Source organism: Desulfosarcina sp., from assembly GCF_046496365.1.
Lineage (GTDB): Bacteria > Desulfobacterota > Desulfobacteria > Desulfobacterales > Desulfosarcinaceae > Desulfosarcina.
In genome coordinates, this window is sequence record NZ_JAWOHB010000011.1 from 13,876 (window position 1) to 32,052 (window position 18,177).

Annotated in this window: 19 protein-coding genes, 1 tRNA gene and 1 pseudogene; 18 read left to right on the forward strand and 3 right to left on the reverse strand. The window is 56.6% G+C overall.

Annotated features, from left to right (window positions below):
* Positions 1 to 40: 40 nt before the first annotated feature.
* The 3 genes from R6V78_RS00430 to R6V78_RS00440 form a co-directional block, all read right to left on the reverse strand.
* Positions 41 to 820: a YkgJ family cysteine cluster protein gene (locus tag R6V78_RS00430; RefSeq protein WP_410287342.1), complete on the reverse strand. Its 780-nt coding sequence runs from the start codon at positions 818 to 820 to the stop codon at positions 41 to 43.
* Positions 807 to 1,388 carry a hypothetical protein gene (locus tag R6V78_RS00435; RefSeq protein ID WP_410287343.1) on the reverse strand — a complete coding sequence of 194 codons (582 nt, stop codon included), beginning with the start codon at positions 1,386 to 1,388 and terminating at the stop codon, positions 807 to 809. Before R6V78_RS00435 ends, R6V78_RS00430 begins: the two co-directional genes overlap by 14 nt.
* Positions 1,389 to 1,455: 67 nt before the next feature.
* The gene (locus R6V78_RS00440; protein ID WP_410287344.1) at positions 1,456 to 2,511 is read right to left on the reverse strand and encodes a deoxyguanosinetriphosphate triphosphohydrolase; all 1,056 of its coding nucleotides are present in this window, start codon (positions 2,509 to 2,511) and stop codon (positions 1,456 to 1,458) included.
* A gap of 214 nt (positions 2,512 to 2,725) precedes the next feature.
* On the opposite strand from R6V78_RS00440, the gene R6V78_RS00445 reads away from it, so the two are divergent.
* The 18 genes and pseudogenes from R6V78_RS00445 to R6V78_RS00530 form a co-directional block, all read left to right on the forward strand.
* Positions 2,726 to 3,280 carry a type I restriction enzyme HsdR N-terminal domain-containing protein gene (locus R6V78_RS00445; RefSeq protein WP_410287345.1) on the forward strand — a complete coding sequence of 185 codons (555 nt, stop codon included), beginning with the start codon at positions 2,726 to 2,728 and terminating at the stop codon, positions 3,278 to 3,280.
* Positions 3,277 to 3,810 (forward strand): nucleoside deaminase, encoded by a 534-nt coding sequence (locus R6V78_RS00450; RefSeq protein WP_410287346.1) that lies wholly within the window; start codon positions 3,277 to 3,279, stop codon positions 3,808 to 3,810. Before R6V78_RS00445 ends, R6V78_RS00450 begins: the two co-directional genes overlap by 4 nt.
* A gap of 199 nt (positions 3,811 to 4,009) precedes the next feature.
* A complete protein-coding gene (gene infC, locus R6V78_RS00455) occupies positions 4,010 to 4,528 on the forward strand; it encodes a translation initiation factor IF-3 (protein WP_410287347.1) in 519 nt (172 codons plus the stop codon).
* A gap of 220 nt (positions 4,529 to 4,748) precedes the next feature.
* Positions 4,749 to 4,946, forward strand: a complete 198-nt coding sequence (rpmI, locus tag R6V78_RS00460) for a 50S ribosomal protein L35 (RefSeq protein WP_410287348.1) — start codon at positions 4,749 to 4,751, stop codon at positions 4,944 to 4,946.
* A 103-nt stretch (positions 4,947 to 5,049) separates the two neighbouring features.
* Entirely contained in the window at positions 5,050 to 5,400 is a 351-nt protein-coding gene (gene rplT, locus R6V78_RS00465) for a 50S ribosomal protein L20 (protein WP_410287349.1), read from the forward strand.
* A 147-nt stretch (positions 5,401 to 5,547) separates the two neighbouring features.
* Complete coding sequence (gene pheS / locus R6V78_RS00470) at positions 5,548 to 6,555, forward strand: phenylalanine--tRNA ligase subunit alpha (protein WP_410287350.1); 1,008 nt, start codon at positions 5,548 to 5,550, stop codon at positions 6,553 to 6,555.
* Between the two features lie 18 nt (positions 6,556 to 6,573).
* The gene (gene pheT / locus R6V78_RS00475) at positions 6,574 to 8,988 is read left to right on the forward strand and encodes a phenylalanine--tRNA ligase subunit beta (RefSeq protein ID WP_410287351.1); all 2,415 of its coding nucleotides are present in this window, start codon (positions 6,574 to 6,576) and stop codon (positions 8,986 to 8,988) included.
* A gap of 46 nt (positions 8,989 to 9,034) precedes the next feature.
* Positions 9,035 to 9,409 (forward strand): MerR family transcriptional regulator, encoded by a 375-nt coding sequence (locus R6V78_RS00480; RefSeq protein WP_410287352.1) that lies wholly within the window; start codon positions 9,035 to 9,037, stop codon positions 9,407 to 9,409.
* A 133-nt stretch (positions 9,410 to 9,542) separates the two neighbouring features.
* A tRNA-Gly gene (locus tag R6V78_RS00485) sits at positions 9,543 to 9,618 on the forward strand.
* A gap of 187 nt (positions 9,619 to 9,805) precedes the next feature.
* Positions 9,806 to 10,327, forward strand: coding sequence for a ribosome maturation factor RimP (rimP, locus tag R6V78_RS00490; protein WP_410287353.1), 522 nt, complete (start codon positions 9,806 to 9,808; stop codon positions 10,325 to 10,327).
* Complete coding sequence (gene nusA / locus R6V78_RS00495) at positions 10,327 to 11,733, forward strand: transcription termination factor NusA (RefSeq protein WP_410287354.1); 1,407 nt, start codon at positions 10,327 to 10,329, stop codon at positions 11,731 to 11,733. The genes rimP and nusA overlap by 1 nt, the downstream gene beginning before the upstream one ends.
* Before the next feature lie 64 nt (positions 11,734 to 11,797).
* Positions 11,798 to 14,584, forward strand: coding sequence for a translation initiation factor IF-2 (gene infB / locus R6V78_RS00500; RefSeq protein ID WP_410287355.1), 2,787 nt, complete (start codon positions 11,798 to 11,800; stop codon positions 14,582 to 14,584).
* 9 nt (positions 14,585 to 14,593) lie between these two features.
* A complete protein-coding gene (locus R6V78_RS00505) occupies positions 14,594 to 14,881 on the forward strand; it encodes a DUF503 domain-containing protein (protein ID WP_410287356.1) in 288 nt (95 codons plus the stop codon).
* Between the two features lie 66 nt (positions 14,882 to 14,947).
* Positions 14,948 to 15,334, forward strand: coding sequence for a 30S ribosome-binding factor RbfA (gene rbfA / locus R6V78_RS00510; RefSeq protein ID WP_410287357.1), 387 nt, complete (start codon positions 14,948 to 14,950; stop codon positions 15,332 to 15,334).
* Positions 15,297 to 16,292 carry a DHH family phosphoesterase gene (locus R6V78_RS00515; RefSeq protein ID WP_410287358.1) on the forward strand — a complete coding sequence of 332 codons (996 nt, stop codon included), beginning with the start codon at positions 15,297 to 15,299 and terminating at the stop codon, positions 16,290 to 16,292. The genes rbfA and R6V78_RS00515 overlap by 38 nt, the downstream gene beginning before the upstream one ends.
* Entirely contained in the window at positions 16,277 to 17,188 is a 912-nt protein-coding gene (truB, locus tag R6V78_RS00520) for a tRNA pseudouridine(55) synthase TruB (protein ID WP_410287359.1), read from the forward strand. The genes R6V78_RS00515 and truB overlap by 16 nt, the downstream gene beginning before the upstream one ends.
* Before the next feature lie 135 nt (positions 17,189 to 17,323).
* Positions 17,324 to 17,593: a 30S ribosomal protein S15 gene (gene rpsO, locus R6V78_RS00525; protein WP_410287360.1), complete on the forward strand. Its 270-nt coding sequence runs from the start codon at positions 17,324 to 17,326 to the stop codon at positions 17,591 to 17,593.
* A 202-nt stretch (positions 17,594 to 17,795) separates the two neighbouring features.
* Positions 17,796 to 18,177 (forward strand): annotated as a pseudogene (locus tag R6V78_RS00530) (polyribonucleotide nucleotidyltransferase); the annotation flags it as partial.

Genomic DNA, 18,177 nt, shown 5'->3' on the forward strand with positions numbered 1-18,177 from the left:
GCTCAGGGCCCCGGTAAAAAACAATCTGGCGTGGGGCGTTTTATGGACGCATGCTTTTGGTGGGAAGGCCCCACACAAAATACCGAATCCACTCAAAGCCGAAAAGCAGCAACTCCCGATCACTGACCCGCAGACGGTTGACCAGCTCCCTCTTTACCCGATAACGCTTCAAGAAAGTGCTCTGAAACACGAAATCCCTGAACCGGTCGAGGTTGTATGCGGCCATGAATGCCATTTTCCCCCTGGCCCCGTTCAAACCCTCGGGGCCCCACGGATCTTTTTCAAAGCGTGCCTTGATCGAACCCCAGCGGAGGGTCATCTGGTTGTATGTGCCGGCATCCTGATCCGCCGCCCATCGTGAGACGGTCAACACCTGATCTTCATGCCGGCCCTGGCAGAAAACCGGTGGACGAAAAAAACTGACACTTTCGGATGCACCCGGCCGGGCGTCAATCCGTATGGTGTGCTCAACGGGAAATGACCGGCAGGTGCCGGGCCGGTCCGGATAGACCGCGCAGCCGGCCTCACTCAGAAAAGGGCAGGATTGGGATTCGTCCCCGGCCATGCGCAGCAGGATGTCGGGGAAATAATTGCCTTCGCGCAGCACCACATCCACGTGTGTATCCAGAAACCGGTCGGAATCGATCTTGAGATTTTTTCTCAGCCGGAGCACATCGTAGGGGTATAGAAACAGGTTCAGGTTCCGGCAGCATTGGTTGAAACAGGCAAGCCCGCTGTGGCACCGGAATTTGAATGAATCGTTTTTTTTCAGGGGGATCCCCGGCAGCAGGCTGATTTTTTGTGGGTCAATTGATTTCATTGCCGCTGTCCATGATGGTTACAAGCATCTGGGCGATGGTCAGCCTGAGTTTCTCGGTGTAGCCTGTTTCCCGGCGCAGATCCCGCTCAAGCATGGCCATCTGCCGGTAAAACGGGGTTCGGTCAAAGCGAATGTAGTCGGTTTTGCCGCTTTCCCTGCAGCGCTCCAAGAACGGGTTGCAACCTGGATTCTTGATAATGCCGCCACCGGGTCGCTGCAGCTCGTGGGGAATTCCGTGAAGCCGGCAGATCATGGGACGGTAGCGATACAGGCTGCACCACCCGTCCCGGTTCAGCGGGCACATGATGCGCAGGGTCTCATCGCAGCCGTCTGCTGCGGACATGCAGGCGCTGACCGCGGATGCATTTTTTTGGAGCGTCCGGCGAACGCCGGATTCAAGAGTGCGCATGCCTTCGACCAGATACAGATACTCCAAAAGCGTGTGGTGATGGAATCGGGTCAGGCAGCAATTGTCGGCGCAGCCGTCGCACCGAAATCCATACTGATCGGCAACGGCTGCATAGGCCCGGTCCATTTCAAGAAAAAGGGTCTCAAGCCGCTTCAGCAACGGAAGGCATTGCCGCCTGGTGGCCAAAAATAAGTCGGGGTTCAGGTTCATGGTGATGGGACCGGCCTCAGACTGTTGGCGAAGGGAAAAAGATTTTTTCGTAAAGGCCAAGGGCGTATCGGTCGGTGATGCTGGCGATGAAATCACAGACCACCCGCTCCCGGGGGTCGCCGTTTTCCAGGCATCCGTCGATGCCCATGCGCTTGAGCTCTTTTTCCAAGACACCTTCGTTTTCCATGAGATAGGCGTAGAGCTCGGACAGGATTTTCTTGGCCTTGACAAACTCCCGGTGAACCCGGATCGATCGGTAGACATTTTCGTAAAGAAACGCCCGCAAGGTGGTCATGGCATCAAAAACCTGGCCGCTCATGTCGAGCAGCAATTCTCCGTTTTCCGCCCGGCTGGAAAAAATCAGGTCGCGGATCATGGTGATGGCCCGCTCCTGATGCGTCCGGCCGATCACGCGAGTACAGACCGCAGGCACCTGGCTTTCCCGAATGACACCGCTGCGGATGGCGTCGTCCAGGTCGTGATTCAGGTAAGCCATGATGTCGGATATCCGCACGATGCGCCCTTCGATGGTACAGGCCAGTTCGTCGGGATCATCGGGCAGGATCTTTCCGTAACCCTTGGAGTGTTTGACAATGCCGTCGCGAACCTCCCGGGTCAGGTTTAATCCGCTGCCGTTGTTTTCGATGACATCCACTACCCGCAGGCTTTGCTTGTGATGTGAAAAGTCCGGGGCGTAGATCTCCTGCAGCACGGCCTCACCGCCATGTCCAAATGGGGTGTGCCCCAAATCGTGGCCCAGGGCAATGGCTTCGGTCAGGTCTTCGTTCAGAAGCATTGCCCGGGCGATTGTCCGTGCAATCTGTGCAACCTCAAGCGTATGGGTCAGTCGCGTGCGGTATTCATCCCCCAGGGGGTTGAGAAAAACCTGGGTCTTATGCTTCAGCCGTCTGAATGCGTTGGAGTAAACGATGCGATCACGGTCTACCTGAAATGCGGTACGGATGGGGCAGGGTTCCTCAGGCTGCTGCCGGCCCCGGCTTTGAGCGCTCTGGCACCCGAAGGGGGACATGAAATTTTTTTCCCGTTTTTCAAACTGCTCGCGGATGTTCAAGGTCTCTCCCCGCTTGTGCTTGCCCTATAGCTGTATTATTTTCAAACATTTATGTATTCACAGACAAAAGACTTTGTAAAGCGCTATCTGATCGCCAGGCATGCTGACCGCACGGAACGCGGCTGGTGGGTCTACACCCTTTTTGAATGCGCTGACTAATGACTTTTTTATCTCGATTTGATATCGTAGCAGAATCTGAACAGGAAGGTGGTTTGTGGCTGGTCATCATCTCATATTGGGAGAGATTGCCGATTTCATCACCGGTGAAATGCTGCCGGATACCCACGACGAAAGGTACCGCCAAAAAATAGCCCGTTTTTTAGTGACCCACAAAGGTTATGCAAAGTCGGACATCCAGCCGCGCAACCTATTGATTGTCAGTGCCGGCAACCGCAAGGGGCGTCTGTGGGTTGACTTCACAGTAACGGTTGACGATCACACGGCAATGGTGCTTAAATACGGGCCAGGTTCTCTGGTGACCCGCTATCGACCGACCTTGGCGATGTCCCGGCTGGTGGCGCCCTACCAGGTGCCGGTGGTCGTGGTGACCAACGGGGAGTCGGTGGACATCCTCGACGGCGATTCCGGTAAAGTGACGGCATCGGGGTTCAACGGGATTCCCACACGGAAAATGCTGGCACATCATCTGGCCCATGCCCGGGTTGCACCCATTTCAGCAGCGCGTGCGGAAATGGAGGCCAGGATCGTATACGCATTTGAAATTGACGGCGGGTGTCCGTGTGACGATTCCGCCTGCAGGATCGCATGAACCCGGAAACGGTATCGAAAGCAGACACCATGTTGATGAAAGCGGCGCTCGATCTGGCCCTTGGAAACCTCCGGCAGGGCGAGTTTCCCGTGGGATGCGTGATTGCCGATGGTGATGCCGTGGTTGTCCGGGGGCGCCGCACGGGCACGGCAGCGGGGTCGGGTAACGAGGTCGACCATGCCGAGATCAATGCCCTGAGACGGTTGTACGACACTCGACCGGGCATCGATCGTTCGAGACTGAGCGTGTACTGCACGATGGAACCTTGCCTGATGTGCTTCTCAGCCATCATGCTCAGCGGTATTGGCCGAATTGTCTACGCCTACGAAGATGTGATGGGGGGGGGAACCGGGTGTGACCGATCCGCACTGCCGCCCCTTTATCGGGATGCTCAGCTGACGGTGGTCTCTGGTGTTCTAAGAGAAAACAGCCTGGCCCTTTTCCGGCGGTTTTTTTCAGATTCCGGGAACGCTTACTGGGCGCAGAGCCTGTTGAGCAGGTATACGCTGGACCAACCGATTTCTCACTGACCGGTTTTCGCGTGGCTGCCTGTTTTTTTGCTTGCATTTGCCGGAAGCGTCATATATTGGACTAAAGTTTAGTATTGGATCACTGTCTGGTGATTTTGACGTGATTCATTGGTCCGTGCCGATGTTCGGGGGGGCTGAAAAAATTCTAACATTCAAGGCTTCAGGAGGTGGAAGCATAGCTGGTCCCAGGAATACACCGATGGAGAGGAATCACCCAGACACCACGCGGATCAATCAAGGTATCCGGGTGAGGGAGGTCCGCTTGATTGACCCGGAGGGAAACCAGGTTGGTGTTCTTCCCATTCATCAGGCGTTGGCCAAAGCCAATGATTATGGTATGGATCTCGTCGAAATATCGCCCAATGCGAAACCGCCGGTTTGCAAAATCATGGATTACGGGCGGTTCAAGTACGAGCAGACCAAAAAACAGCAGGAGGCCAAAAAGAAGCAGACCTCCTTTCAGATCAAGGAGATCAAGGTCCGGCCTAAAACCGGAGAGCATGATCTCGAAACGAAGATGGGCCACATCCGTAAATTCATTGAGCGCAAGGATAAGGTCAAGGTCACTGTGATGTTTCGGGGGCGGGAGATTACACTTTCAGAACGCGGCAGACAGCTTCTGCAGCAGATTGCCAATCAATTAGAAGACATCGCCGTCGTGGAGCAGTATCCCAAGTTTGAAGGGCGGACGATGATGATGGTGCTGGCACCCAGATAGTGCCGCTTTGCCAATGACAGGTTGCGGAACTGGCTCGAGGGCCGCAGTCCACGTGAAAAACAGACCGTTTCATGAGCTGGCGTGAACGCATGCTTTTTGTTCGCGCCAGCGGTTTTTGAAAAGCGGCGTCAGCCCCTTGGGTCAAGACAGGCGGTCGGAACCCCGGACCGTTTAGATAATTCAGAAGGATGATAATTTTTTTTGCTCGAGGAGAGAAACCATGCCCAAAATTAAAACCAACCGTGCGGCCGCCAAGCGCTTCAAAAAAACCGGATCCGGCCGATACACGTTTTCAAAGTCTCACCACAGTCACATCCTGACCTCCAAGACTCGGAAACGCAAGCGGTCCCTGAAGAAGATGCAGTTGATCAAAAAAAGTGACATGCGAGAGGTCAGGCTGCTTCTGCCCAACGGTTGATCGACAACAAGTAAGCATTTAAAATGCCGGTTTTACCGATGCGGCATCAAAATTTGATCCAGCTGCAAATTAAGGGTGGTCCGGCTGCCAAGGAGATGAGATCATGCGAATCAAAAGAGGATTCAAGGCGAGAAGACGCCGTCAGAAGGTATTAAAACTGGCCAAAGGGTTTCGCGGCGGGCACAGCAAACTGTTTCGGACCGCAGCAGACACCGTAGACAGAGCCCTCAACTATGCCTATCGGGATCGCAAACAGCGCAAACGCCAGTTCCGTCGGTTGTGGATTGCCCGGATCAACGCAGCGGCACGGATGAACGACCTTTCCTATAGCCGGTTCATCAGCGGCCTGAAAAAGGCCGACGTCAATCTGGACCGGAAGGTGCTTGCCGATCTCGCAATTTCCGATCCTGCTGGATTTTCTCAGATTGCCGCACTGGCGTCCCAGCAGGGGTAAACCGGTTCGTCCTGTTGCGGCAAATGCCGCCCCTATCGGTAACCCCCGCTGCCTCCCCCATTCGAAACTGCGAAAGCGACCGCTTCCCCGTCCCGCTCCGGCGGGACGGGGGACGGCGACAATTCATATACATACAGAGCGACGATTGTGGATAACACTTTAGAACGGATATATGCGGACGCTGTGCAAGCGCTGGCATCGGCCACCGATGTTGACGCGGCAACCGATCTTTCCATCCAGTACCTCGGCCGCAAAGGGCGCATCACCCAATACCTGAGGAGTATCTCCAGCCTTCCCGCCGAGCAGCGGCCCCAGGCAGGCAAGCGGGCCAATGAGATCAAGCGCTCCCTCGAAGGTGAATTCGAGGATGCGCTGGCCCGTCTGTCCAATGCGTCCAAACCGGTAACGGACCGCCTGGATGTCTCCCTGCCCGGCAGGGTGCCGGAAAGGGGATCGCTTCATCCCATTACCCAGATCACCAACCGTATCTGCGGTATCTTTTCCCAGATGGGTTTCGATATTGTCGAAGGCCCTGAGGTTGAGACCGATTACTATAACTTTGAGGCGCTCAATATCCCCAAAAATCATCCGGCCCGGGATATGCAGGACACTTTTTACGTGTCGGATAATGTGGTCCTTCGGACGCACACCTCACCCACACAGCCCCGGGTAATGGAAAAGCAGTCGCCACCGGTGCGCATCATCGCTCCGGGGAAGGTATACCGGTGCGATTCGGATCTGACCCATACGCCCATGTTCCATCAGGTGGAGGGGCTGCTGGTGGATCGCCGTGTCTCCTTTGCCGATCTGAAGGGCACGCTAACGGCGTTTGTTCATCAGATGTTCGACGACCAGACCACATTGCGTTTCCGGCCCAGCTTTTTCCCCTTTACCGAGCCCAGCGCCGAGGTGGATATTCGCTGTGTGATTTGTCGGGGGAAGGGGTGTCGTGTCTGTTCCCACACCGGCTGGCTGGAGGTGTTGGGCTCCGGCATGGTCCACCCGGCGGTGTTTGAAAATGTCGGTTACGACACCAGCCGGTACACCGGTTTTGCTTTTGGCATGGGTGTGGAGCGCATTGCCATGCTCAAATACGGCATCGATGACATTCGGCGATACTATGACAATGACTATCGATTCCTGAGCCAATTTTAAGGGAGTGTTCCTGAACCAATGAAAGTAAGTCTAAGCTGGCTGAAAGCATATGTGCCCATCAATATGCCGGTGGCGGAACTTGCCGATGCGCTGACCATGGCAGGGTTGGAAGTTGAGGCGGTGGAAGACCGCTTCGCACATTTGGAAACAGTGGTCGTGGGGCGGGTGGTGGAAGTGCTGCCCCACGCCAATGCCGATCGACTCAAGGTGTGTCGGGTGGATGCCGGCGACGGCATCGTGACTGTCGTTTGCGGGGCCCCGAATGCGGCGGTGGGGTTGAACGTCCCCCTGGCCCGTGTGGGCACCCGGCTGCCCAACGGCACCATGTTGGAGAAAACCGTTATTCGCGGTGAAGCGTCCGAGGGCATGCTGTGCAGCGAGATTGAATTGGGACTGGGTCCGGACGGTTCCGGCCTCATGGTCCTGGATGGGGATATTCAAACGGGTATGGCCTTGAAAACGGCCCTGAATCTTTGCGATCATACCCTTGAAATTGGTTTGACGCCCAACCGGCCCGATTGCCTGAGCATCATGGGGGTGGCCCGGGAGATTGCCGCCATCCAGGCTGTCAATATGAAGCCGCCGCTGATCAGCCTGCCCGATACCGAGGGCGATATCGGCGCCTGCACCTCGGTGACCATCCTGGCCCCGGACCATTGCCCCCGATATGCCGCCCGACTGCTGGAGGGAATCACCGTCGCACCCTCCCCCTACTGGCTCCAGGACCGGCTCCATTCGGTTGGGGTGCGGCCCATCAACAACCTGGTTGACGTAACCAACTTCGTAATGCTGGAAACCGGCCAACCCCTGCACGCCTTTGACTTTGATCACCTGGCCGGCCACCGGATCGTGGTTCGAACGGCTGCAGCGCAGGAACCCTTTACCACGTTGGATCAAAAGGCGCGGCGACTTTCCGACCAGATGCTGATGATCTGCGATGGTGAAAAACCGGTCGCCGTGGGCGGTGTCATGGGCGGGCTGAACTCGGAAATTGAAGCCACCACCACCCGGGTGCTCATCGAAAGCGCATGCTTCGATCCGGTCAGCATCCGCAGGACATCCAAGGCGCTGGGGCTCAATACCGATGCTTCCCACCGCTTCGAGCGGGGCGTCGATCCGGACGGCACCCTTTTCGCCCTCAACCGTGCGGCCGGTCTCATGGCCGAACTGGGGCGGGGCCGGCTAGTGGGTGGTCTCATCGATGAAGATTTCAGACAATCGGGTCCCCTGGTCCTCCCGCTGTGTGTGCGGGCCACCAACACCGTTCTAGGCACCGATTTGGACCGCGATACCATAGCCAAATTGCTGGTGCGCATCGCGTTCAAGGTCCAGGCCGACGGTGAAGACGGTCTCCAGGTGGAGGTCCCCTCGTTTCGGGTGGATGTCACCCGTCCTCAGGACCTGATGGAAGAGGTGGCCCGGCTATCCGGATACAACCTGATACCCACCACTTTCCCCACACTGCCGGCCCAAGGCACGACCCCTTTTCCCCTGATGGTCCGGCGCAATCAGGTCAGGGACATTCTCGGTGGCTTCGGATTCACGGAGACGATCAACTACAGTTTTATCAGCGCCGATTCCTGTGACCGGATTCAACTGCATCCCGACGACCCGCGTCGTTGTCATGTCGCCCTGCTCAATCCGATTTCGGAGGAGCAGTCGGTGATGCGGACCACCCTGGTTCCCGGCATGCTCGAATCGGCCCAGCGTAACCTTTCCCGTCAGCTGACCCGCCTGCGCCTGTTTGAAGTCGGCAAGGTTTTTCTTCCCCAGGCGGATGCGCTCCTTCCCCTGGAAAAAGAGATGCTCGTTGGTTTCTTGACTGGACCTCGCGCCAAGTCCGCCTGGCATACCCGGGAAAAAGCCTGTGATTTTTTCGATATCAAGGGGACCGTGGAAGGACTGGGCCTTGCCTTGGGCATCGCATCTTTGTCGTTTGCGGCACTGCCCGATGATCAGTGCTGCTATACCCGTGTCGGCCACACGGCAAAGATTCTTCATGGTGTGCAGATGCTGGGAATCCTGGGCGAGGTGGATGCCGCGGTGGTCAACAGCTACAGCCTCAAACAGCCGGCGTTTATATTCGAATTGGATCTTGAGGCGCTAAGCCGGCTGGTGACCGACGCCAGGCAGATGGCAGCGATTCCCCGCTTTCCAGCTACGGCAAGGGATATCACCGTCATCGTCGATCGGGATGTCGAATCCAGGCGTCTTTTGGATACGGTTGCCCGGTTCGGCGAAAAACTGGTGGAGGATCTATATCTGTTTGATGTGTTTGCCGGTGACCCCATACCGGAGGGGAAAAAGAGTGTATCCTTCCGCGTCGTTTATCGGTCTGCCGAGCGGACCCTGGAAGATGAAATTGTTAATGAGATTCACCACCGTCTGACCCATCGCCTGATTACCGAATTTGGTGCGACGCTGCCGGCCTGACCCAGTTGAATCCGCCGGCAGCGATGCACCGCCAGGGATAATGCCGATGAAAGAGGTTGTTTACGGCGCGGCGGGAATACCCGACAAATTTTATTTCAAGATCGGAGAGGTCAGCGACATTGCCGGTGTCCCTGCGTATGTGCTGCGATTTTGGGAAACTGAGTTCAAACAGATCAAACCCAAACGCACCGATGCGGGCCAGCGTCTGTACCGCAAGCAGGATGTCGTGCTGGTGCTGACGATCAAGCATCTGCTCTACGATAAAAAATTCACCATCGAGGGTGCCCGGCGACATCTGAAGAAGAAACCCGCCGCGGCCACCGTCCTCGAATCGGAGCCGGCTGCCGCCTTGACGGATATTGCCGAAATCAAGGCCGAGTTGATTCGTATACGTGCGTTGATCGACGCCCATCGTTTTTGAGCGCCGTTTGCCTGCCTGGATGGACGACCATTTTCGCGCCATTGGCCAGGCCTCAGGGCAGCGACGCATGGGGTGCGATGTAGAAATGTATTGACAGGGCCTCTATTTTGCCTTAATTGTTGGTCCTTGTTGAGCGGGCATAGCTCAGCTGGTAGAGTACAAGCTTCCCAAGCTTGGTGTCGCGAGTTCGAATCTCGTTGCCCGCTCCATTTCAAGTCCGGTTTCGTCTGTTCCGGTGGCGGTTCCCGGAATTGCGTCGGGTGTCATGCCCGGTATGGTTTTATGGACTGGTAAGTGACGGTATCCATAATCGGTTTGAACATGGAAACGGGCTGTTCGCCCGTTTTTGTTTTTTAGTATGGTGAAAAAATGGCCAAACGATCCGGAAAGCCAAAGGTGAAGGCCAAAACGCGGTCTGTACCCCGCCAGTCGGACCCGGAGACGATGAAACGACAGCGGGCGTTTGTCGATTCCGTCATCCGTCTGGCCGACCCCCTGTGCATCGCTGAGGGCATGGAACGGGTCCATGTGGAGTACCAGCGCGAGCCGGGAGGGTTGACCCTGCGACTATACGTGGACAAACCCGGGGGGGTAACGCTGGACGACTGTGTTGATATCAGCCGCCAGCTGGAAGACATTCTGGATGTGCATACCCAGGAGGCACCGCCGTACCGGCTCGAGGTGTCATCGCCGGGCCTTGACCGACCGGTGGGAAAGCTTGAGGATTATATTCGCTTTAAGGGCCAGCGCGCAAAAATTCGCATCGCCACTGCCATAAACGGCCGTAAACATTTTACCGGTGTGTTGGCCGGTGTGGTTGGCGAAATGGTCCAATTGCAGGTGGACAATGAGACGGTCAGCCTCGATTTCAAGGCTATTACCAAGGCGAGGCTGATCAATTATAACGGAGAACATTGATGTTTATAGCAGATATCAAACGTGTGGTGGAACAGGTAAGCCGGGACAAGGGCATCGATGTGGAAATTCTGATCCGGGCCCTGGAAGAGGCGTTGCGTTCTGCTGCCAGGAAAAAACTCGGCAGCAAGGTCGACATAGAGGCGCAGTACAGCCCCGACACGGGAGAGATCGAGGTTTTCCAGTTTAAAGAGGTGGTGGACGAGGTGACCGAGCCGGATCTGCAGATCAGCCTGACCGAAGGGCGAAAGCTCGACCCCGACTGCGAGGTCGGCGACAGTCTCGGCACCAAAATGGATACGTCGAGCTTTGGCCGGATTGCCGCACAATCCGCCAAACAGGTGATCATCCAGAAAATGAAGGACGCAGAGCGGGATGCGGTTTACTCCAGCTATATCGACCGCAAGGGGGAAGTGATCAACGGCATCGTCCAACGCGTGGATCGCGGCAACATCATTGTCAACCTTGGCACCACTGAGGCCATACTGCCGACCCGGGAGCAGATTCCCAGGGAAAATTACCGTCGCGGAGACCGGATCCGGGCCCTGATTCTCGATGTGCTCTACGATACCCGCGGCCCTCAGATCGTTCTCTCACGAACCCACCCCGATCTGCTGATCAACCTGTTCAAAACCGAGGTGCCCGAGATCAGTGAAGGGATTGTTGAGGTGAAGGGGGCAGCCCGGGAGCCGGGAAGCCGGGCCAAGTTTGCCGTATCTTCCCATGACTCAGACATCGACCCGGTGGGGGCCTGCGTGGGCATGAAGGGCAGCCGGGTTCAGAATGTGGTCCAGGAGCTTCGGGGCGAGAAGATCGATATTATCACCTGGCATGTGGACGCAGCCAAATATGTCTGCAACGCCCTGGCTCCCGCGGAGATCTCCCGGGTGATCATCGATGAAGAGAACAACGCCATGGAGGTCATCGTTCCGGATGAATTCCTTTCCGTAGCCATCGGCAAAAGGGGCCAGAACGTACGCCTGGCCTCCAGGCTTACCGGTTGGCATCTGGATGTCAACTCCGAGTCCAAATATAATGAGATGATGGAGATGGGTTACGCGTCGCTGGTCAATATCCCCGGGGTCGGTACCAGCCTGGCGGACGCTTTTTTCGAAAAGGGGATCTATTCAGCGGAAGAGCTGGCCCAATCCTCAGTCGAAGAGCTTGTCGAGATCCGTGGCATCGGACAGGAAAAGGCGGCGGTGTTGATAGAAAATGCAGGTCAGTATGCCATCGAGGCTGCCAAGGCCGCCGAAGCCCGGCGCCGTGCTGAGCAGGCCCGTGCTGCAGAGGAACTGGCTCAGGCCGAGGCCGAGGCTGCGGATGCAGCGGTTGCGGTTGAAACGCCGGTGGATGAACCGAACGCAACGGCGCCTTCCGATACCGAATCTCTGGAAGAGGGGCAATAGCGGATCGGGTTCAGGACACGGCAACAGGGCGATAACTGCTTACAAACGATTTTGGGGGGAATGGATGGCAAAAATCAGAGTATATGAGTTTGCCAGAGATCTTAACATGACGAACAGGGAACTCTTGGACAAGATCCGGGACCTTGAGATTGAAGTCAACAGCCATATGAGCTCTCTGGACGAAGATGTGGTGGCAACGGTCAAAGCAGCCCTTTTCGGGGAAAAGGACGACCAGCTCGAGGAAAAGCGGGTACGGCCCACTGTTATCCGGCGCCGCAAGGTCGTTGTGCCCCAGGAAGCGGAGGCCGCTGGGATCGAATCCGCACCCGCCGAAGAACCGGCATCCCTGCCGGCGGAATTGGAAGCCAAGCGTCCGCAGGCGGCAGGTGAGAAAGCCGTGTCGGAAAAAAAGCCTGCAGCCAAAAAACGCAAGCCCGCCGAATCGGCCAAAATCATTTCAAAGCCCAAAGCCGAGGCGCCCGAAGCGCCGCCGGCGGCAGAAGCATCCGACCTCGCAGAAACGCCGTTGCCCGAGACGCCGGCCACCCAAGCGGTCCAACCGGAAAAGGACGCATCGCCGGAGACCGAGGCCCCTGTTGGCGAAGAGAATCCGCCGGTTCCTGAAGCAGACTCCCCCCCTGCCGACGCGACCGAGGAGCAGCCGTCAGCCGGTGAGCCTGTCCCCACGCAACCGTCCGGTGAAGAGGCCCCCAAGGCTCCCGCAAAGGCCAGGAAAGGAAAAAAGGATACACCGGCCAAAATTATCAAGCTGCCAACCAAACCGAAAACACCCCTGGCTCCTCCTGTGCACATTGCGCCTGCGGAGCCGCCCGCACCTTCGTATCCAGCGCCTGCGGAGACGCCGGACACACCGGTTACCGCCAAGGAAAAGAAAAAGAAGGGCGGGCGGAAAAAGGATGTGGATACCGAGGACACACGGTTTGCCAAAAAGAAAGGTGGTTTCCGCAAAAAAGAGATTGTCGAGGGTGCCGCACTCTACAGCGGAAAAATGCGCGGTCGCAAGGGCCGCAAGGGCAGCAAACTTAAAGCCGTGCCTGCCGGTCAGAAAACCCAGATTACCACGGCCAAGGCCATCAAACGGCGGGTGAAGGTCGATGAGACCATTATGCTGTCGGAACTGGCTAAGCGCATGGGCATCAAGGCCAGTGAAATGATCGTCAAACTCATGGGCATGGGGGTCATGGCCACGGTGAACCAGACCATTGACTATGATACGGCGGTTCTGGTGGCCGGCGAATTCAACTATGAGGTGGAAAAAGCGTCATTCGAAGAAGATGTGTTTTTGAAGAAAACCGAAGCGGACGACCCCGAAAAGCTGGTTCCCCGGCCACCTGTGGTGACCATCATGGGTCATGTGGACCACGGAAAGACATCGCTGCTGGACGTTATTCGCAAAACCCGTGTGACTGAAGGCGAGGCGGGCGGCATCACCCAGCATATCGGCGCTTACCATGTGGAGACGGAAAAAGGGGTAATTGCATTTCTGGATACGCCGGGGCATGAAGCCTTCTCGGCCATGCGTTCGCGCGGTGCCAAGGTTACCGACATCGTTGTCCTCGTGGTCGCCGCCGATGACGGGGTGATGCCCCAGACGGTTGAGGCGATCAATCACTCCAGGGCCTCCGGCGTGCCGATCATCGTTGCCGTTAACAAGATGGACAAGCCCAATGCCGATCCTGACCGGGTTCAGCGTGAGCTTAGCGAACACGGCCTGATGTCCGAAGCCTGGGGTGGTGATGCGATCTTTGTCATGGTGTCGGCCAAAAATAACACCGGGATCGACGAGCTGCTGGAGATGATTTTGCTGCAGGCCGAGATTCTGGAGCTCAAGGCCAACCCGGACAAGCTGGCCAGCGGCCACGTTGTCGAGGCCAAACTGGATTCAGGGCGCGGGCCCGTGGCCACCGTCCTGGTTCAAGAGGGCACCTTGCGGGCCGGGGATTCGGTGGTCTGCGGAATGCACTACGGAAAAATCCGCGTGCTCCAGGATGATCTGGGCCGTACGGTGGAATTTGCCGGTCCGTCCATGCCGGTGGAGATTGTGGGCCTTTCGGGGGTACCCATGGCCGGAGATGAACTGGTGGCACTGGCCGATGAGAAGGATGCCCGGCAGGTGAGCCAACACCGGACCCAGAAACAGCGCTCCAAAGAACTGGCCAAGACGAATCGGCTCAGCCTGGAGGGGCTGTTTGAAAAGATGCAAAAGGGTGAGGTCAAGGACCTCAACCTGATCATCAAGGCGGACGTGGACGGCTCCATCGAAGCCCTCAGAGACTCTTTGACCAAGCTTTCCAATGAAGAGGTGAGCATCAATGTGGTCCACGCGGCAACCGGCACCATCACCGAGTCGGACATCTCCCTGGCGGCGGTTTCCAATGCCATTATCATCGGCTTCAACGTTCGGCCCAATGCCAAGGTGCAGGAGATGGCCGCCGAGGAAAACGTGGACATGCGTTTCCACAATGTGATTTACAATGTCATCAAGGAAGTCAAGGATGCCATTGTGGGCATGATGGAATCGATCTACGAAGAGCGGGTGCTGGGGCGCGCCGAAGTCCGCCAGACCTTCCATGTGCCCAAAATCGGTACCATCGCCGGCTGCTATGTAACCGACGGGAAGATCCAGCGCAACCAGCTCATGCGTCTGCTCCGGGACGGCATTGTCACCTACGAAGGCAAAAACAGCAGTCTGCGCCGGTTCAAGGATGACGTGAAGGAGGTTCAGTCCGGCTATGAATGCGGTATCGGCATCGAAAATTTCAATGACATCAAGGTTGGTGACGTAATCGAGAGCTACTACATGGAAGAGATTCGGCCGGAAGTGGAGTGATGATTCCCGATGGTTGTGGGCATAGGACTGATCAGCTTCAGGATTCATCAGTGCGGGTCCCTTAAGGAGAAACGCAAAGTGGTCAAGGCGATCGTTGCCCGTATCCAAAACCACTTTAACGCCTCCGTGGCCGAGGTGGCGGACAATGACATCCACCAGCGGGCCGTAATCGGTGTCAGCCTGGTGGGCAGCGACCGCCGCGTGGTCAATGCAAAACTGGACAAATTGTTTAATTTTGCGGAAGATCTGCGGCTTGCGGAAATGATTGACACCCAGTTGGAGATCATCTCCTTTTGATCGGTACACCGCCGGTGAGCGACCGGCAAATGACGATTCGGTGAACGGATCGAATGGGTGAAACGCGTGGTGACCAGAACATTCAATCGAGCGGAAAGAGTCGGCGGGCAGGTTCAAAAACTCCTGGCCGCGCTGATCCGCAAAGGCATAAACGACCCCCGGCTGGCCAGGGTTACCGTCACCGGGGTGGTCTTGAGCCGGGACCTGCGGATCGCCAAGGTTTACTTTGCCGCCCATGGCGGACAAAATGATGAAAAGGCCCTTTTGGCAGGGTTTGAGAGCGCCAAAGGGTTTATTAAACGAGAGCTGGCCAGAGAACTTGGCCTTCGGTATATGCCGGATTTAAAATTTTTTTACGACACGTCGTTTGACTATGGCGCCCACATCAACCGGGTGCTGAAATCCCTACAAACCGATGATGAAAAAAATAATCCAACAGCTGAAGAACAGTAAGCGCGTGTTGCTGGCATCCCACGTAAATCCGGACGGCGATGCCATCGGCGCCCTGCTGGCCACCGGTATGGCACTGGAAAAGATGGGGTGTCAAGTAACACGCTACAACGAGAGTGTCATCCCTGCAGTTTACCGGTTTCTGCCTTCGGTGGACAGCATCCAGAGACGGTTGACCGATATCGATGCCTTCGACACAGCGGTTATTCTGGACTGCGGGGATCTGCACCGTGTTGGAACGTCGGCGGATGCCATTGCCACCATTCCGGCAATCATCAACATCGACCACCACACCACCAACACCCGATTCGGACAGTACCATCTGGTGGATGTCGAGGCTTGCGCCACATCTGAAATCATTTATCGGCTGCTCCAGACCATGGGCTTGTCTATCGACCCTGCCATTGCGACTGCCATCTACACCGGCATATTGACCGATACGGGTTCTTTCCGGTTTTCCAACACCAACCGGGCGGCCTTTTCCATCTGTGAAGCCATGGTGGCCGCGGGCGTTGAGCCATCAGCCGTGGCCCAGCATGTATACGGCACCTATTCCCTGGGACGGATCAAGCTGCTCAACCTCGCTCTGGATTCCATCGAGATTTCCAACAACGGGCACCTTTCCATCATGACCGTTACCCGGGAAATGCTGGCGGACACCGGCACCCAGCCTGAAGATGCAGATGGCCTGATCAACTATGCCCGGCGGATTGAGGATGTGAAGGTTGCCGCTTTGATCCATGAACTGGAAAATGCCGATGGCGCCCCGGGGGATCAAAAACGATTCCATGTCAGTCTGCGCTCCGACGGCAGCGTGGATGTTGCCCGGATTGCATCGGATTTCGGGGGCGGCGGCCACGCCGGAGCTGCCGGTTTTTCCGTAGAAACCAGCCTGGCGGAACTGAAGCGGGCCATTTACAACCTGTCCGACCGGTTTTGCGCGCCATGTCACCTGAACTGAATGGGGTTGTCGTGGTCGACAAACCTGCGGATCTCTCTTCGGCCCGGGTTGTTTCCATTGTCAAAGGGCTTTTCGGGGTCAAGAAAGTCGGTCACACGGGAACGCTGGATCCCTTTGCCACCGGGGTTCTCATCTGCTGTATCAACCGGGCCACGCGGCTCTCGCGGTTCTTTTTAAAAGGTGACAAAGTCTATGAGGCGGAACTTGTTCTGGGCGTGGTGACCGATACCCAGGATGCGACGGGGACCGTCATCGAACGGCACCCGCTGGATGGGATCACAATGGATCGAATCCGCAAAACGACGCAGCGGTTTCTGGGTTCAATCACCCAGATTCCCCCGGTATATTCGGCCCTGAAACATCAGGGGACGCCGCTTTATAAATGGGCGCGTCGGGGAGCGGCAGTGGAAAAGCCGGCCCGGCCGGTGCGGATTGACCGTTTGGAGATTCTCAACGTGGACCTGCCGACGGTCCGGTTTTCGGTGGCCTGTTCGTCCGGTACCTATGTCCGTACGCTGTGTGCTGATCTGGGACGGAAACTCGGCTGCGGCGGCCATCTCAAGAATCTGCGCCGAACAGCCAGCTGCGGGTTTTCGATCGAGGACGCCATTGAATTGGAAAGACTGATGGAATGCAGGGATCGGGGCTGCCTCAACGAAAACGTGATTCCAATGAACGCGGCGCTTGCATTCATGCCTGCCATGGTGGCTGAAAGCCCCCTGGCCAGGCGGATACGAAACGGGATGAAGTTGTCGGCAGCGGACTTTCCGGTTCGGCCGCGCGTGTCGGAGCAGGGTGCATTCAAGGTGGTGGACCCGGACGGCCGCCTGATCGCTGTGATAGAGCAGGCATCGGCAGCGGGCGGCTATAATTATTGTTGTGTTTTTTCGGCGTAAGGGTGATATTAATAGATTGTTGATTCATTAAGTTAACTGATTTTGGAGGCTGGGAGCCGGTCATGGACGCGGCGCGTAAACCCGGCGCTCTTCAAAAGAAAAGACGCAGTTACCATTCCAAGGAGGACGAGAAAAGTGACGTTTACAGCAGAGACAAAAAAAGGACTCATTGAAAAATACAAAAAGCACGACTCGGATACCGGTTCACCGGAAGTTCAGATCGGTCTTCTCAGCCATCGGATCTCATATCTGACCGAGCATCTCAAAGTGCATAACAAAGATCACCATTCCCGCCGCGGACTGCTGATGTTGGTGGGCAAGCGCCGCCGACTGCTCAACTATGTCAAACGCAACGATGTCCAGCGCTACCGCTCCATCATCGAAACCCTTGGCCTGCGTCGCTGAGGTGATTCGAAAACGGCAACCCAGCGTCGCCGGGAACCCATTGCCGGTTTTCGCTGCTGTATCCGCCGGTCAGGTTTTGACGGGGAAAAGGGTTGCATTGACTGGTTTTCAGCTGGATTTAAGGCTGGATCAGCGCTAATTTTCAGGCAATGGGCGGTCGGCTTTCGCCCTTGCCGCAATCATATTGGGAGAAGGACAGATAATGGAATCTACATTCAAGGCGGATGTGGGGGGCAAGACCCTGAGCATCCAGACAGGCAAAGTCGCCAAACAGGCGTCCGGGTCCGTTGTGGTTCAATACGGCGACACGGTCGTTCTGGTGACTGCAGTATCTTCAAATGACGAGAGAAACGTCGATTTTCTGCCTCTGACAGTGGAATATCAGGAAAAGGTCTATGCTGCCGGCCGGATTCCGGGCAACTATTTCCGCCGAGAAATCGGACGACCCAGCGAGAAGGAAACCCTCACCTCCCGCCTGATTGACCGGCCGATTCGGCCGCTGTTTCCCAAAGGGTACCGCTTCGAGACCCAGGTCATTGCCACCGTGATTTCGATGGATCAGGAGAACGATCCGGACATGCTGG

Excerpts from the sequence above, each read along its gene's own strand:
- R6V78_RS00430 (WP_410287342.1), bottom strand. The coding sequence starts at position 820 with ATGAAATCAATTGACCCACAAAAAATCAGCCTGCTGCCGGGGATCCCC.
- R6V78_RS00450 (WP_410287346.1), top strand. The coding sequence starts at position 3,277 with ATGAACCCGGAAACGGTATCGAAAGCAGACACCATGTTGATGAAAGCG.
- infC (WP_410287347.1), top strand. The coding sequence starts at position 4,010 with ATGGAGAGGAATCACCCAGACACCACGCGGATCAATCAAGGTATCCGG.
- rpmI (WP_410287348.1), top strand. The coding sequence starts at position 4,749 with ATGCCCAAAATTAAAACCAACCGTGCGGCCGCCAAGCGCTTCAAAAAA.
- rplT (WP_410287349.1), top strand. The coding sequence starts at position 5,050 with ATGCGAATCAAAAGAGGATTCAAGGCGAGAAGACGCCGTCAGAAGGTA.
- pheT (WP_410287351.1), top strand. The coding sequence starts at position 6,574 with ATGAAAGTAAGTCTAAGCTGGCTGAAAGCATATGTGCCCATCAATATG.
- R6V78_RS00480 (WP_410287352.1), top strand. The coding sequence starts at position 9,035 with ATGAAAGAGGTTGTTTACGGCGCGGCGGGAATACCCGACAAATTTTAT.
- nusA (WP_410287354.1), top strand. The coding sequence starts at position 10,327 with ATGTTTATAGCAGATATCAAACGTGTGGTGGAACAGGTAAGCCGGGAC.
- infB (WP_410287355.1), top strand. The coding sequence starts at position 11,798 with ATGGCAAAAATCAGAGTATATGAGTTTGCCAGAGATCTTAACATGACG.
- R6V78_RS00505 (WP_410287356.1), top strand. The coding sequence starts at position 14,594 with ATGGTTGTGGGCATAGGACTGATCAGCTTCAGGATTCATCAGTGCGGG.
- R6V78_RS00515 (WP_410287358.1), top strand. The coding sequence starts at position 15,297 with ATGATGAAAAAAATAATCCAACAGCTGAAGAACAGTAAGCGCGTGTTG.
- truB (WP_410287359.1), top strand. The coding sequence starts at position 16,277 with ATGTCACCTGAACTGAATGGGGTTGTCGTGGTCGACAAACCTGCGGAT.